Raw genomic sequence first — 17125 nt, 5'->3', positions numbered from 1 at the left:
CTAAGGAGATAATGCGCCTATGCAAAATTTTATATAAGATACACTTAATATGGAAGACCAAAACATTATTTATAGCGAAAAATTAACTAAAAAACATTATAAAGGGAAATTATGTAAATTTTACTATGGTACTTTAAGAAATAATATTGATGAATGTCCGTTTTGTCATACTGAAAATACAGACAATCAAATCGTTAAAAATGGTAAAAAAGTATCTAGAATTACGATACCTAAGGTATCTGAATGTCCAGCTTATTTAATGTTAAGTAAGCAACGCTATTTGTGTAGAGTTTGTCATAGCTATTTCACAGCAAAACACCAGAAATAAATCCATATTGTCATATTTCAAATAATACACGTCTAGCAGTTATCGAAAAAGCTGTGGATGTGAGATCAGAAGTATCTATTGCACGCTCATGTTCAGTTTCAACGGCAACAGTATCACGTTTTATTGATCAAGCAGCAGATTATTTAAAACAATCACCGTATGCTTCACTACCCAAACATCTAATGATGGATGAGTTTAAAAGTGTCAAGAACGTTTCGGGTCATATGAGCTTTATATTCGCTGATGCACAAACACATCAAATTATAGATGTTGTTGAAGATCGTCGACTTCAATCACTCAAGACTTATTTTTACCGCTTTTCTTTAAAAGATAGACAGCAAGTAAAGACAGTGACTATCGATATGCATGAACCTTATATGACTTTAATTAAAAAACTATTTCCAAACGCTAAAATTATTATCGATCGTTTCCATATTGTTCAACTATTAAATCGAGCTTTAAATAGTATTCGTGTAGCCGTTATGAACGTATTTAAAGACCTAAATAAATCACTATATAATAAATATAAGCGTTACTGGAAACTTGTACTTAAACCAACCGAAGACTTAGAATTGTATGAATATAATAAGGTACCTTTGTTTAAAGAATGGAAGACGCAAAAAGGCATCGTGACATACTTGTTAGACCAAGATGATACCCTTAAAGAGACATATGAAGTGATTAATAATTTACGACATGACTTGAAACATAGCCAATTCGACTCATTTAAACAAACCATAGAACAATTAAAACTTTCAGACTTACATCCATCATTAAAAACAGCCATTAAAACGTTGAAAAAACATGCTTGCTTCATCGAACATACTTTCAATTATATCAATTTGACCAACGGTCCTATTGAAGGTATTAATAATAAAATCAAACTTATTAAACGTACATCTTTTGGTTATGGAAATTACAATCATTTGCGCAACAGAATTCTTTTATGTTCAAAACTATATGCACCTGAAAATAAAAAAGAAGTTAAACAACAAATTGCTGCTTAACTTCTATAAAAAATTTATACATCAGTCCAATTTGACAGAGAACCAAAATTTTATGCATCAGTCCAATTTGACAGAGAAGCTTTATAATGTGTTATTTAAAACATTCATAAAAAAAGACCCCATTACGGGGTCTTTTATATAAAATCCAAAATGAATTAGATATTATTTAATGATTTCAGTAACAACGCCTGATCCTACAGTACGTCCACCTTCACGGATTGAGAAACGAGTACCGTCTTCAATCGCGATAGGAGCGATTAATTCTACTGTCATTTCAACGTTATCACCAGGCATTACCATTTCAGTACCTTCTGGTAAATTAACAACACCAGTTACGTCAGTAGTACGGAAATAGAATTGTGGACGATAGTTTGAGAAGAATGGAGTATGACGTCCACCTTCGTCTTTTGATAATACATAAACTTCAGCTTTGAAGTTAGTGTGTGGAGTAATTGAACCTGGAGCAGCTAATACTTGACCACGTTGTACGTCTTCACGAGCAACACCACGTAATAATGCACCAATGTTGTCACCAGCTTCAGCGTAGTCTAATAATTTACGGAACATTTCTACACCAGTAACAGTTGTTTTAGAAGTTTCGTGTAATCCGATGATTTCAACTTCTTCACCAACTTTGATTTGACCACGTTCAACACGGCCTGTTGCAACAGTACCACGACCAGTGATTGAGAATACGTCCTCAACTGGCATCATGAATGGTTTGTCAGAATCACGTTCTGGAGTTGGGATGTAGTCATCTACAGCTTGCATTAAGTCTAAGATTTTTTGTTCGTATTTTTCGTCGCCTTCTAAAGCTTTTAATGCTGAACCAGCGATTACAGGTACATCGTCACCTGGGAAGTCATATTCGCTTAATAAGTCACGAACTTCCATTTCTACTAATTCTAATAATTCTTCATCGTCAACCATGTCAACTTTGTTTAAGAATACTACTAATGCTGGAACACCAACGTTACGTGATAATAAGATGTGTTCACGAGTTTGTGGCATTGGACCATCAGCAGCTGATACTACTAAGATACCGCCGTCCATTTGAGCAGCACCAGTGATCATGTTTTTAACATAGTCAGCGTGTCCTGGGCAGTCAACGTGTGCATAGTGACGTTTGTCAGTTTGGTACTCAATGTGAGAAGTATTGATTGTGATACCACGTTCTTTTTCTTCTGGAGCATTGTCAATCATGTCATATGATTGTGCAACTGAGTCACCATTTTTTGCTAATACAGTTGCGATAGCAGCTGTTAAAGTAGTTTTACCATGGTCAACGTGACCGATAGTACCAATATTGGCATGTTCTTTTGAACGATCGAATTTTTCTTTAGCCATTATAAAATCTCTCCTATTCTTATTGAAAATTAATTTAAATTTTATCTCTCATGACAGTTTCTCACCGTCATGAGAAGATGATTTACAGTGTTTGCAAAAAAGAAATTCATAATTCCTTTATAATGCATACATCCAAAAAAATCAAACTTTAAAGATGCTAGCTTACAATAAGCTCACTTAATATTTTAACCTAGCATAGCTAGTCAAAACAAGTTATATTATTCACCTTTATTTTTCTTGATAATTTCTTCTGCAATTGATTTTGGAACTTCTGCATAATGATCGAAGTACATTGTGTAAGTTCCGCGACCTTGTGTGTTTGAACGTAATGAAGTTGCGTAACCGAACATTTCTGAAAGTGGTACATAAGCATTAACAACTTGTGCATTACCGCGTGGTTCCATACCATCAACACGTCCACGACGAGATGTTACGTCACCCATGATATCACCCATGTATTCTTCAGGCATTTCGATAGTAACTTTCATCATTGGTTCTAAAATAACAGGATCACATTTTTTAGCAGCTTCTTTAAGTGCTAATGATGCAGCAATTTTGAAGGCCATTTCTGATGAATCGACATCATGGTATGAACCATCAAATAATTTAGCTTTAACATCAATTAATGGATAACCTGCTAAGACACCATTTTCCATAGCATCTTTAAGACCAGCTTCAACTGATGGAATGTATTCACGAGGAACTACACCACCAACGATAGCGTTTTCGAATTCAAAACCGCCACCAGTTTCATTAGGTGTAAATTCAATGTGAACATCACCGTATTGACCACGACCACCTGATTGACGAGAGAATTTACCTTGAACTTGTGCAGATGATTTGAAAGTTTCACGATATGAAACCATTGGAGCACCTACGTTACATTCAACGTTAAATTCTTTCTTCATACGGTCTACTAAGATGTCTAAGTGAAGTTCACCCATACCACCAATGATAACTTGTCCAGTTTCTTCATCAGTATGCGCATGGAATGTTGGGTCTTCTTCTTGCAATTTAACTAAAGCTTGAGTCATTTTATCTTGGTCAGCTTTAGATTTTGGTTCAACTGATAAGTGAATAACAGGTTCTGGGAATTCCATTGATTCCAAGATAATGTCATTTTTCTCACCACATAAAGTATCACCAGTTCCTGTATCTTTAAGACCTACCGCAGCTGCGATATCTCCTGAATATACAGTATCGATTTCTTGACGTGAATTGGCGTGCATTTGTAATAAACGCCCTACACGTTCACGTTTATCTTTAGTTGAGTTCTTAATGTATGAACCAGATGTCATTGTACCAGAGTACACGCGGAAGAATGTTAATTTACCAACATAAGGGTCAGTCATAACTTTAAATGCTAAAGCAGCGAACTCAGCTGAGTCGTCAGCTCTTGCAATTACTTCTTCTTCTGGGTTACTAGCACGGTGACCAATAATTGGTTTAACGTCTAATGGTGAAGGTAAGTAATCAATTACAGCGTTAAGCATTAATTGAACACCTTTGTTTTTGAAAGCTGTACCACAAAGTACTGGGTAGAATTCTACATTAGTAGTAGCTTCACGGATAGCATTTTTCAATTCAGCAACTGTAATTTCTTCGTCACCAAGATATTTCTCCATTAATTCGTCGCTAGTTTCAGCAACTGCTTCGATTAATGCAGAACGAGCTTCTTCAGCTCTTTCTTTATGATCTTCAGGAATTTCAATTTCTTCAATTTCAGTACCTAAATCATTTGTATATTTGAAACATTTCATTTCAACTAAGTCAATGATTGCTTCGAATTCGTCCTCTGCACCAATTGGTAATTGGATTGGAGCTGCGTTAGCATCTAAACGATCATGTAAAGTACTTACAGAATATTCGAAGTTAGCACCTAATTTATCCATTTTGTTTACAAATACGATACGAGGAACACCATACGTTGTAGCTTGACGCCAAACTGTTTCAGTTTGAGGTTCAACACCTGATTGTGCATCAAGTACTGTAACTGCTCCGTCAAGTACACGTAATGAACGTTCAACTTCAACTGTGAAGTCTACGTGTCCAGGTGTATCGATAATATTTACACGGTGCCCGTCCCAAGCTGCAGTTGTTGCTGCAGATGTGATTGTAATACCACGATCTTGTTCTTGTTCCATCCAGTCCATTTGTGAAGCACCTTCGTGTGTTTCACCAATTTTGTGGATACGGCCAGTGTAATAAAGAATACGTTCAGTCGTAGTCGTTTTACCAGCATCGATGTGAGCCATGATACCGATATTACGAGTTTTTTCTAGTGAAAATTCTCTAGCCATGTATTTTTTCTCCTTCCAGTTAATTACTGAATAAATACGATAGATATGGCGATGCCCTAAGTATGAGTTGCTAATGATGATTCACTAACAAGTAACATACTCAGGGTAAAAGCTTTTATCTTACCAACGGTAGTGAGCGAATGCTTTGTTCGCTTCAGCCATTTTGTGAGTATCCTCACGTTTCTTAACGGCACCACCTGTATTATTTGCTGCATCTAAAATTTCGTTAGCTAAACGGTCTTCCATCGTTTTTTCACCACGAAGACGTGCATAGTTAACTAACCAACGTAATCCTAAAGTAGTACGACGTTCTGGACGAACTTCTACAGGTACTTGATAGTTAGAACCACCAACACGACGTGCTTTAACTTCTAATACTGGCATAATATTGTTGATTGCTTCTTCGAATACTTCTAATGCATCACGACCACTACGTTGTTCAACTAAGTCGAATGCTGAATAAAGAATTCTTTGTGCTGTTCCACGTTTACCATCTAACATAATTTTGTTAATTAACTTTGTTACTAACTTAGAGTTATGAATTGGATCTGGTAATACGTCTCTTTTAGGTACTGATCCTTTACGAGGCATAATGTAAATCCTCCCTTCCTTTATAATTGTAATGTAATTAAAATACATATAAAAACATGAATTTAATTATTAGTTTTTAGGTTTTTTAGTTCCGTATAATGAACGACCTTGTCTACGTCCGTCAACACCTGAAGTATCAAGTGCACCACGTACGATGTGGTAACGAACACCTGGTAAGTCTTTTACACGTCCACCACGTACAAGTACAACACTGTGTTCTTGTAAGTTATGGCCGATACCAGGGATGTATGCGTTAATTTCAATGTTGTTTGATAAACGCACACGAGCATATTTACGTAACGCTGAGTTAGGTTTTTTAGGTGTCATAGTACCTACACGAGTACAAACTCCACGTTTTTGTGGTGAGTTTAAATCAGTAAATTTTTTCTTTTTACTGTTAAAACCTTTATTTAAAGCTGGAGAGTCTGATTTTCTAACTTTACTTTGTCTTGGTTTACGTACTAATTGGTTAATAGTTGGCATGTGATATGTCCTCCTCTCTTCCTTTTTTTAATCCCACACATCCAGGTGGTTCATTTTTAAGTTAAATAAAATTTAGTAAGCAATGATACTTACTAATTCTCATTTAAGTAATGCGACAATTGTAGCATTAACATTAATACCTACATATTTTCCTAAAGCACGTTTGCTTTCGAAAAATGATACAGGAATATTTTGTTGATTGATTCGGCTTAACACGCGAGTCATTAAATGAACTTCAACGTCTTGAGCAATAATCAAAGATGTAACTTGATCTTTATTTAACGCTTTAAGCGTTTCTTTAAGACCAACTACAAATTGTTGTTTGTTAAAGCGTGCAACTTTTTCCTTAGACAATAACTTATCCTCCAAAGTTCTGCTTGCATCAACCTTTAATATATTAACATTGATTGAGCTTCAAAGTCAACATGTATTCAATATAAAATCGAGTAGGAGGATAACCATTATTTGATTATCCGTCCTCTCACACCACCGAGCGTACGGTTCCGTACTCGGCGGTTCAATATCTTGCGTAAGCCGTCTCTGCGAGTTGGGTTAATGGTTCTAACCCCCACTTGTAGAGACGTTTTGTTGTAAGTGCACGATGAACTTCATGCGTTGATGATAAGCGCCAGTATTTCTTTCTTGAATTGGCAATTTTCATTGCACTCTTATGGTCAAGTCCATACTTACGTAACATCTTATATTTGGTTTTTATTCTTTTCCATCTTTTGAGGATTAGTTGTCTAATGCGTCGGTTTAACCATGATTGTAACTTCGTTACAAAACCTGTAATAAATCCTTTACCAAAGTAATTTATCCACCCTCGTGTTACTTGATTAATTTCTGATATAATCTCTTTAAAGGTACCTGGTCTATTTCGTTTCGTTAGACGTCTTAAGGTGCGTTTTAAATTTCTTCTTGCTTCCATAGTCGGTCTGAAACGATAAGTGCCATTTACTTTGGTCATTAGACAACTCAAGAACTTTAAACGTGTGATAGAACCTACCTTGCTCTTTTCACTATTTACAATAAGTTTAAGGTCTTTTTCGATAAACTTTGTCACACTTTCCATGACACGTTGACCCGCTCGTTTTGTACGTACAAAGATGACGAAGTCATCTGCATAACGAACAAAGCGATGACCACGTTTCTCCAATTCATTATCTAATTCGTGAAGATAAATATTACAAAGTAACGGGGAAATAACACCACCTTGCGGTGCACCTATTTCTCTACTTCGATAATTACCATTGAGGTCGATTGCACCAACCTGTAGGCTTCTACGAATAAATTTAGAAATGGCTTTATCTTGAACATGTCGTTCAAATAGATACATTAATTTATCATGGTTCAACATATCAAAGCACTGTTTTAAATCACAATCAACTGCAACTAAGTAACCTTCTTCATAGTATGTTGCACATTCTTTAAGTGCAGTTCCTGTACTACGATTCGGTCTAAAGCCATGACTGTGTTTTGAGAAAGTACGGTCGATACTAGGTTCAATGACTTGTTTAATGGCTTGTTGGATAACTCTGTCTCTTGCGACAGGGATTCCAAGCACGCGCTTTTTCCCATTTGATTTAGGTATTTCAACCTTTCTTACTGCTTGTGGCTTATACGTGCCATCAAGCAGTTTTTGTTTAATTTGTGGAAAGTATTTTGCGAAATGTGATGTTAATTCACTTACTCGCATGCCATCGATGCCAGGTGCACCGTTGTTTTTCTTCACTTTCTTAATTGCTTTTTGTATATTATTCTCTCTTACAACAAGCTCCATCATAGATGGAGACTCACGATACATTTCTTTCATTTCACCTAAGATTTACTGTACGCACTCATATATCCTTTTTCGTTCCACTACTTATCTTTCTATGAGTTGCCAATCATTAATTGTATTCTGTACGTTGTAAATCTCTAACCTCCATTCTTTACTTTGTATGAATATTGTTCAGTCCTTCAGTATTTCTACCTACTATGACCTCTGCTGACTTCTCATCATTCGTTATTACTACGATTTTTTTTATCGCTGATGAGACCTCCCCGGGTAAGAGTAACCACTTTCCACTCATTCCACTGCATCATTTACTATATAGAACTCGGGTAGTATCGGACTTTATCTTGTATTGCAGATTCATCCATTCCACATAGCCTTGTATGATATTTCTGTTCGTCAGTGCGAGTGTTTGCGTCCGACTTCCTTCAGATTCCATTTCACAATGGACACCCTTGTCTTTCGCTAACAGTTCCTACTACCAAGCCTGTAACGGACTTTCACCGTCTAGTAATTACCCATGCCGGGCGCACAATAACAAGAGGCTAAATTAATAGCCTCTGTTAGTTATTATTATTCGATAATTTCTTCTTGTACTTCTACTTCAGCAACAGGCACTGCTGTTTTTTCATATTTAACGTCACTATAACGTCTCATACCAGTACCAGCTGGAATCAATTTACCGATAATTACATTTTCTTTAAGACCTAATAAATCATCACGTTTACCTTTAATAGCTGCATCTGTAAGAACTCTTGTTGTTTCTTGGAATGATGCTGCAGATAAGAAACTTTCTGTTTCAAGTGATGCTTTCGTAATACCTAGTAACACTGGTTTAGCTGTTGCTGGGCGTTTACGATGTTTAAATGCTTCTCTATTAGCATCTGTGAAATTATGGATGTCAACTAATGAACCTGGTAATAATTTAGTATCACCAGCTTCAATGATACGAACTTTACGTAACATTTGTCTTACCATTACTTCAACGTGTTTATCATCGATTTCAACACCTTGCATACGGTAAACTTTTTGTACTTCTTTTAATAAGTAACTTTCAGTAGCATTCAAACCTGCAACTGCTAAGTAGTTCTTAGGCTCAATAGAACCTTCAGTTAATACTTCACCACGTTGTACTGGTTGACCAATTTCTACTTTAAGTCTTGAAGTACCAGAAGCTAGATAAGATCTAGTTTCGTTTGCACCTTTAACAACAATTTCTTGTTGTCTATCTTTAGCTAATTTAATGTCTTCAACAACACCTTCGATTTCAGTAATCACAGCTTGACCTTTTGGATTACGTGCTTCGAAAATTTCTTGAATACGTGGAAGACCTTGTGTGATATCGCTACCAGCTACACCACCTGTATGGAATGTACGCATAGTAAGCTGTGTACCTGGTTCACCAATTGATTGGGCAGCAATTGTACCAACTGCTTCACCAACTTCAACTTTTTCACCAGTAGCAAGGTTTTTACCATAACATTTTTCACAAACACCGTGTCTAGCATTACAAGTAAATGCTGAACGGATATACATTTGTTCAATACCTGCATCAGTAATTTGCTTAGCAATTTCTGGTGTTATTAATTCATCAGGACGAATAATGATTTCGTCTGTTTGTGGATGACGAATTGTTTCTTTTGAATAACGACCTTCGATACGTTCAATAAATGGTTCAATCATTTCTGTACCTTCTTTGATATCAGAAACTAATAGACCTCTGTCCGTACCACAATCTTCTTCACGAACGATAACATCTTGAGCAACGTCAACAAGACGACGAGTAAGGTAACCTGAGTCAGCTGTTTTAAGGGCTGTATCAGCAAGACCTTTACGAGCACCATGTGTTGAGATGAAGTACTCAAGTACTGTTAAACCTTCACGGAATGATGAAGTAATTGGTAATTCGATAATCTTACCAGATGGTGCAGCCATTAAACCACGCATACCAGCTAATTGTGTGAAGTTAGATGCGTTACCACGGGCACCTGAATCACTCATCATAAAGATTGGGTTAGTTTTTTCAAGTGATTGCATTAATTCACCTTGAATTTGATCTTTTGCATCTGTCCAAATTTCAACAACTGCATTATATCTTTCTTCTTCAGTGATTAAACCACGGTTAAATTGTTTAGTAATTCTATCAACTAATTTTTCATGTTCATCTAAAATTTGTTGTTTATCAGGTAATACTACGATGTCAGCGACACCAACTGTGATACCAGCTTTAGATGAGAATTTAAATCCTAGGTCTTTCATTCTATCAAGCATCATAGATGTATCAGTAATACTGAATCTATTAAACACTTCTGCAATGATATTTCCTAAGAATTTTTTGTTGAATGGTTCGATTAATTCTTCATTTTCAAAGTAAGCTTTTAAGCCACCTTCACCTAATGTTGTCGGATCAATGAAGTATCTATCTGGTGTTTTACGTTCTAAATTCTCTTGTGTAGGCTCGTTAATATAAGCAAATGAATCTGGAATAATTTCATTGAAAATAATTTTACCTACAGAAGTTACAAGAATTTTTTTGTTTTGTTCATCAGTAAATGTTGGGTTATTAAATGAGCTTGCATGTACACCAATACGAGTGTGTAAGTGTACAAAGCCATTTGCATAAGCTTTTAACACTTCATTCGTGTCATTAAAAATTGCCCCTGTATTAACTGCATCTTTTCTTTCTAATGTTAAATAATAGTTACCTAATACCATATCCTGAGATGGTGTTACAACTGGTTTACCATCTTTAGGGTTTAAGATATTTTGAGCAGCTAACATTAACATTCTTGCTTCAGCTTGTGCCTCTTTAGATAAAGGTACGTGTACAGCCATTTGGTCACCATCAAAATCGGCATTATATGCAGTCGTTACAAGTGGATGTAGACGAATAGCACGCCCTTCTACTAATGTTGGTTCAAATGCTTGAATACCTAATCTATGCAATGTTGGTGCACGGTTAAGTAATACTGGATGTTCTCTAATAACATCTTCTAATACATCCCAAACTTCATCATCCATACGTTCAATTTTACTCTTGGCATTTTTGATATTAGTAGCAATCTCACGTTGTACTAATTCTTTCATAACAAAAGGTTTGAACAATTCTAATGCCATTTCTTTTGGAAGTCCACATTGGTACATTTTAAGACTTGGACCAACAGCAATTACTGAACGACCAGAATAGTCAACACGTTTACCAAGTAAGTTTTGACGGAAACGACCTTGTTTACCTTTAAGCATGTGTGATAAAGATTTTAATGGACGGTTACCTGGTCCAGTTACCGGACGACCACGACGACCATTGTCAATCAATGCATCGACAGCTTCTTGTAACATACGTTTTTCGTTTTGCACAATAATACCAGGTGCACCTAAATCTAATAAACGTTTTAAACGATTATTACGATTGATAACACGACGATATAAATCATTTAAATCACTTGTTGCAAAACGTCCACCATCTAATTGAACCATTGGACGAATTTCTGGTGGAATGATAGGTAGAACATCTAAAATCATCCATGCAGGATTATTACCTGAGTTACGGAATGATTCAACAACTTCTAATCGTTTAATTGCACGAGTAAGTCTTTGTCCAGTTGCTGACTCTAACTCATCACGTAATTGTTTAAGTTCTTCATCTAAATCGATTTCTTCAAGTAAATCTTTAATACCTTCAGCACCCATTTTTGCAACGAATTGACCTGGGTATTTATCATAGTAATCTCTGAATTCAGCTTCAGATAATAATGTTTTCTTTTCTAGACCAGTTGGACCTGGATCTACTACAACATAAGAAGCAAAGTAAATGACTTCTTCTAATGCTCTTGGTGACATATCAAGTAATAATCCCATACGACTTGGAATTCCTTTGAAATACCAAATATGTGAAACAGGAGCAGCCAGTTCAATGTGTCCCATTCTTTCACGACGTACTTTAGATTTTGTTACTTCTACACCACATCTATCACAGACCATGCCTTTGTAGCGAACACGTTTGTATTTACCACAACTACATTCCCAGTCTTTTGTAGGTCCAAAAATTCTTTCACAGAATAGACCATCTTTTTCAGGTTTTAATGTACGGTAGTTGATTGTTTCAGGTTTTTTAACTTCACCAAATGACCATGAACGGATTTTTTCAGGTGAAGCTAACCCAATTTTCATATAATGGAAATTATTTACATCAATCAAGGAGCCTACCTCCTTCAATTTAGATTAGCTGTGCTATTTGATTGATTTGCATTTATTTTATTAGGTCAAAAGTGACAAACTGAATATATTCACTACTCAGTTTGCACACTTAGTGTCCTACTTTATTTAAATTGCGTATTAATCAGTTATTTCTTTTTGTGATTCTGGAGCATCTTTTTGCTGTAAGTCTACTTTACGTTCAACAACATCTTCGTCATCAACGTCAGCCATTTCGATTTCATTATCTTGTTCATCCATCACTTTAACGTCTAAACCTAAACTTTGTAATTCTTTCATCAATACACGGAATGATTCAGGAACACTTGGTCTAGAGATATTTTCACCTTTTACAATAGCTTCGTAAGTTTTTACACGACCTACAGTGTCATCAGATTTATAAGTTAGTATCTCTTGTAAAGTATATGCTGCACCATAAGCTTCAAGTGCCCATACTTCCATTTCACCAAAACGTTGACCACCAAATTGTGCTTTACCACCTAATGGTTGTTGAGTTACTAATGAATATGGTCCAGTTGAACGCGCATGTAATTTATCATCTACCATGTGTGCTAATTTAAGCATATACATAACACCAACAGAAATACGATTATCGAATGGTTCACCAGTACGTCCATCATACAATACAGTTTTACCATCGCGAGCCATACCAGCTTCTTCGATAGTAGACCATACATCGTCATCGTTAGCACCATCAAATACTGGTGATGCAACATGAATACCTAAGTTTTTAGCAGCCATACCTAAATGTAGCTCTAATACTTGTCCGATATTCATACGTGATGGTACGCCTAGTGGGTTTAACATGATATCGATTGGTGTGCCATCTGGTAAGTAAGGCATATCTTCTTCTGGAACAATTTTAGAGATAACACCTTTGTTACCGTGACGACCACACATTTTATCTCCTACGTGAATTTTACGTTTTTGAACGATATATACACGTACTAATTGGTTTACACCAGGAGATAACGTATCATCGCCCTCTTCACGATTGAAGACTTTAACATCTAAAACGATACCGCCTGCACCATGTGGTACACGTAATGAAGTATCTCTTACTTCACGTGCTTTTTCACCAAAGATAGCATGCAATAATCTTTCTTCTGCAGTAAGTTCAGTAACACCTTTAGGCGTAACTTTACCAACTAAGATGTCTCCATCTTTAACTTCAGCACCTACATAAACAATACCACGATCGTCTAAGTTTTTAAGTGCGCTTTCAGAAACGTTTGGAATATCACGAGTGATTTCTTCAGGTCCAAGCTTAGTGTCACGCGCTTCTGATTCATACTCTTCAATATGAATTGACGTATATACATCATCTTTTACTAATCTCTCGCTCATGATAACAGCATCTTCGTAGTTATAACCGTCCCATGTCATGAAACCAACAACGACATTTCTACCAAGTGCCATTTCCCCTAATTCCATAGAAGGTCCGTCAGCTAAAATCTCGTTATATTCAACTACATCTCCAACGGCAACGATTGGACGTTGATTGTAACAAGTACCTGAGTTTGAACGTTTGAATTTAGCTAATGGATAACGATCTAATTCGCCTTCGTGTTCTACACCATTTTCTTCAACTAAGCGTCTAACTAGGATTTCATTAGATTCAACGTGTTCTACACGTCCTCTATGTTTAGCTGTAATTGCTGCACCGGAGTCACGAGCTGCTACGTGTTCCATACCTGTACCAACAAATGGTGCTTCTGGATTCATCAATGGTACTGCTTGTCGTTGCATGTTCGCACCCATTAACGCACGGTTTGAGTCATCGTTTTCTAAGAATGGGATACATGCTGTCGCTGCAGAAACAACTTGTTTAGGAGATACATCCATGTAGTCCATTTTTTCTTTAGCCATAACTGTGTTATTACCACGGAAACGACAAACAACTTCGTCCTCGATAAAACGACCATTCTCGTCTAATTTAGAGTTGGCTTGGGCAACAACATAACTATCTTCTTCATCAGCTGTTAAATAGTCAATTTGATCAGTAATAGCATGCGTATCTAAATCTACTTTACGATAAGGTGTTTCAATAAATCCAAATTCATTAACTCTAGCATAGCTTGATAATGAGTTGATTAATCCAATATTTGGTCCCTCAGGTGTTTCAATTGGACACATACGGCCATAGTGAGAATAGTGAACGTCACGTACTTCCATTTGAGCACGTTCACGAGTTAAACCACCAGGTCCTAATGCTGATAAACGACGTTTGTGTGTTAATTCAGCTAATGGATTGGCTTGATCCATGAATTGAGATAATTGAGAGCTACCAAAGAATTCTTTAATAGATGCAATTACTGGACGAATATTGATTAATTGTTGTGGTGTGACAGAATCAGTGTCTTGAATAGACATTCTTTCACGTACAACTCTTTCCATTCTAGATAAACCAATTCTAAATTGATTTTGTAATAATTCGCCTACAGAACGTAAACGACGATTACCTAAATGGTCAATATCATCTGTATAACCAATACCACTTAATAAGTTAAAGAAATAACTCATTGAAGCAATAATATCAGCTGGTGTAATACATTTAACTTCTGAATCTGGGAAAGCATTACCAATTACAGTAGTAGTACGTCCTTCTTCATCATTTGGAACATATACTTTTATTGATTGAATTTCAACAGGTTCATCTATAACACTGCCGTGTAATTCAAAAACTTCACTATTTGCATTTGATTCTAAAACGTCCATGATTTCATCTAATTTACGACGATCAAGTACAGTTCCTGCTTCAACTACAATTTCCCCAGTTTCGCTATCAACGATTGGTTCTGCAAGTTTTTGATTAAATAAACGATGTTTTAAATGTAATTTTTTGTTTGTTTTGTATCGACCCACACTCGCTAAATCATAACGTTTTGGATCGAAGAAACGTGAGTATAGTAAACTCTTAGCATTTTCAACAGTTGGTGGTTCACCTGGACGCAAGCGTTCATAGATTTCTAATAACGCTTGTTCAGTGTTTTCCGTACTGTCTTTTTCAAGAGTATTACGTAAATATTCATTGTCTCCTAATAAGTCAACAATTTCTTGGTCGCTTGAGAAACCTAAAGCACGTAATAATACAGTTAATGGTAATTTACGTGTTCTATCAATACGTACGTATACAACATCTTTAGCATCTGTTTCAAATTCTAACCATGCACCACGGTTTGGAATGATTGTAGCGTCATAGTTTTCTCGACCATTTTTATCTAATTTTTCATTAAAGTAAACGGATGGTGAACGTACTAATTGTGATACGATTACACGTTCAGCACCATTAATAACGAACGTACCAGTATCAGTCATTAATGGGAAATCACCCATAAATACTTCTTGTTCTTTAACTTCACCAGTTTCTTTAATGATCAGACGAACTTTAACACGAAGAGGTGCTGCATATGTTGCGTCACGGTTTTTAGATTCTTCTAAGTCATATTTTGGTTCACCTAAACGGTAATCAACAAATTCTAATGATAAATTACCAGTAAAATCTTCTATCGGAGAAATGTCTCTAAACATTTCAATTAAACCTTCGTTAAGGAACCATTCGTAAGATTTTGTTTGAATTTCTATTAAGTTTGGTAATTCTAATACTTCTGAAATTCTCGCGTAGTTTCTACGTTTACGATGTCTTCCATATTGGACAACTTGACCTGCCAAACAGATTCACCCCTCAAAAATTGTGTGATCCGCTTTTACCTAAACATCATAAGATCACCAATATATAAAGACAAAAAGAAAACGGCAACACTAATGATGACACCATTTTCGATTCATATGTTTATTCTTGATTCACTTATTTATTTAACGTAAAAGTACACACTTATTGAACATAAATTTTTACATTATATAACTATAACAGAATATCGCATTCATTTCAAGACTTTGTACTTCTCAAAATATAATATCCTTTATCTTTATTCACTACTTCGACATTACCAAATAATTGTTGCATTTTTTTCTTTGCTGAAGGCATGCCTTGTTTCTTTTGTATAACAACAAATAGTTGTCCTTCTTGCTTTAGCTTGTCTACAGATTCTTCAAAAATACGATGAACTACATCTTTTCCCGCTCTTATTGGGGGATTGGTTAAGATAAAATCAAAGCTATTATCTTCAACAGCATTCAGCGCATCACTTTCTTTAATTACAACATTTTCTATGTTATTTTTCTTTTTATTTTTTTGAGCTAAAGTTAGAGCTCGACGATTTACATCAAGCATATAAATATTGTGATGTGGTGACTTTTTAGCTATCATTAAGCCGATTGGTCCATATCCACACCCAACATCAGCAATTGTTTTGCTTGGTCCTGGTGGATACATTTTCATAAAAGTATGAATTAACACATCACTACCATAATCCACTTTATCTTTCGAAAAAACACCGTTATCAGTTATTAAATCTAATTGCTCATTATCAAAAGTGTATTTGATATGTTGTTCATCACTTTCTACATTAGGATTTTCATCATAGTAATGGCTCATTAATCCACCTCATTTATAGTTCTTATTGACATATTATAACATTAAAACAACCTATAAATGAGTTAAAACCCCGTTATCGAAATAACGGGGTTTTAACTTCTCAAAGAATATTATCAATATTTTTGCTATTTGATACGTCAAATAACAATATTGACATTTATATTAAGTTAAGATACTAGAATTATTTTAATTCTACAGTAGCTCCAACTTCTTCTAATTGTTCTTTAAGTTTTTCAGCTTCTTCTTTAGGTAAAGCTTCTTTGATTACTTTAGGAGCTCCATCTACTAAGTCTTTAGCATCTTTTAAGCCTAAGCCAGTTGCTTCTTTAACTGCTTTAACAACTTTAATTTTAGATGAACCAGCTGAAGTTAATTCAACATCAAATTCAGTTTTTTCAGCAGCTGCGTCTCCGCCACCTGCTGCACCTGCTGCTGCTACTGGAGCTGCTGCAGTTACACCAAATTCTTCTTCGATTGCTTTTACTAAGTCGTTTAATTCTAAAACTGACATTTCTTTAATTGCTTCAATGATTTGTTCTTGATTAGCCATTTATAATTCCTCCGTTATTTTTAAATTTAGTT

The 17125-nt window shown here is 35.6% G+C and carries 10 protein-coding genes and 1 pseudogene; 1 reads left to right on the top strand and 10 read right to left on the bottom strand.

What is annotated here, in order from left to right; genetic code table 11:
- The first annotated feature begins 49 nt into the window (after nucleotides 1-49).
- Nucleotides 50-1335: pseudogene (locus J3R86_RS02250) on the top strand (ISL3 family transposase).
- Between the two features lie 162 nt (nucleotides 1336-1497).
- On the opposite strand, the gene tuf reads toward J3R86_RS02250, so the two are convergent.
- From tuf to rplL, 10 genes are all read right to left on the bottom strand, one after another.
- Nucleotides 1498-2682, bottom strand: a complete 1185-nt coding sequence (tuf, locus tag J3R86_RS02245; protein WP_002465098.1) for an elongation factor Tu — start codon at nucleotides 2680-2682, stop codon at nucleotides 1498-1500.
- Nucleotides 2683-2900: 218 nt separating this feature from the next.
- Nucleotides 2901-4982: an elongation factor G gene (gene fusA / locus J3R86_RS02240; RefSeq protein WP_207517865.1), complete on the bottom strand. Its 2082-nt coding sequence runs from the start codon at nucleotides 4980-4982 to the stop codon at nucleotides 2901-2903.
- A gap of 120 nt (nucleotides 4983-5102) precedes the next feature.
- The gene (gene rpsG / locus J3R86_RS02235; protein ID WP_001137495.1) at nucleotides 5103-5573 is read right to left on the bottom strand and encodes a 30S ribosomal protein S7; all 471 of its coding nucleotides are present in this window, start codon (nucleotides 5571-5573) and stop codon (nucleotides 5103-5105) included.
- A gap of 69 nt (nucleotides 5574-5642) precedes the next feature.
- Nucleotides 5643-6056 (bottom strand): 30S ribosomal protein S12, encoded by a 414-nt coding sequence (gene rpsL / locus J3R86_RS02230; protein ID WP_002465100.1) that lies wholly within the window; start codon nucleotides 6054-6056, stop codon nucleotides 5643-5645.
- Between the two features lie 99 nt (nucleotides 6057-6155).
- Nucleotides 6156-6410, bottom strand: coding sequence for a ribosomal L7Ae/L30e/S12e/Gadd45 family protein (locus tag J3R86_RS02225; protein ID WP_207517864.1), 255 nt, complete (start codon nucleotides 6408-6410; stop codon nucleotides 6156-6158).
- Between the two features lie 163 nt (nucleotides 6411-6573).
- Entirely contained in the window at nucleotides 6574-7860 is a 1287-nt protein-coding gene (gene ltrA, locus J3R86_RS02220) for a group II intron reverse transcriptase/maturase (RefSeq protein ID WP_207518488.1), read from the bottom strand.
- Between the two features lie 543 nt (nucleotides 7861-8403).
- A complete protein-coding gene (gene rpoC / locus J3R86_RS02215; RefSeq protein WP_207518499.1) occupies nucleotides 8404-12000 on the bottom strand; it encodes a DNA-directed RNA polymerase subunit beta' in 3597 nt (1198 codons plus the stop codon).
- A gap of 165 nt (nucleotides 12001-12165) precedes the next feature.
- On the bottom strand, nucleotides 12166-15717 hold the full coding sequence (rpoB, locus tag J3R86_RS02210) for a DNA-directed RNA polymerase subunit beta (RefSeq protein WP_207517863.1): 3552 nt from the start codon (nucleotides 15715-15717) through the stop codon (nucleotides 12166-12168).
- 217 nt (nucleotides 15718-15934) lie between these two features.
- Nucleotides 15935-16543: a class I SAM-dependent methyltransferase gene (locus tag J3R86_RS02205; RefSeq protein WP_207517862.1), complete on the bottom strand. Its 609-nt coding sequence runs from the start codon at nucleotides 16541-16543 to the stop codon at nucleotides 15935-15937.
- Nucleotides 16544-16724: 181 nt separating this feature from the next.
- A complete protein-coding gene (gene rplL, locus J3R86_RS02200; RefSeq protein ID WP_002465104.1) occupies nucleotides 16725-17093 on the bottom strand; it encodes a 50S ribosomal protein L7/L12 in 369 nt (122 codons plus the stop codon).
- Nucleotides 17094-17125: the final 32 nt, after the last annotated feature.

Origin of the sequence: Staphylococcus simiae (genome assembly GCF_017357005.1) — a bacterium.
Lineage (GTDB): Bacteria > Bacillota > Bacilli > Staphylococcales > Staphylococcaceae > Staphylococcus > Staphylococcus simiae_A.
Note: the sequence above shows the minus strand (reverse complement) of the source record. Positions and strands in the feature narration are given on the sequence as shown.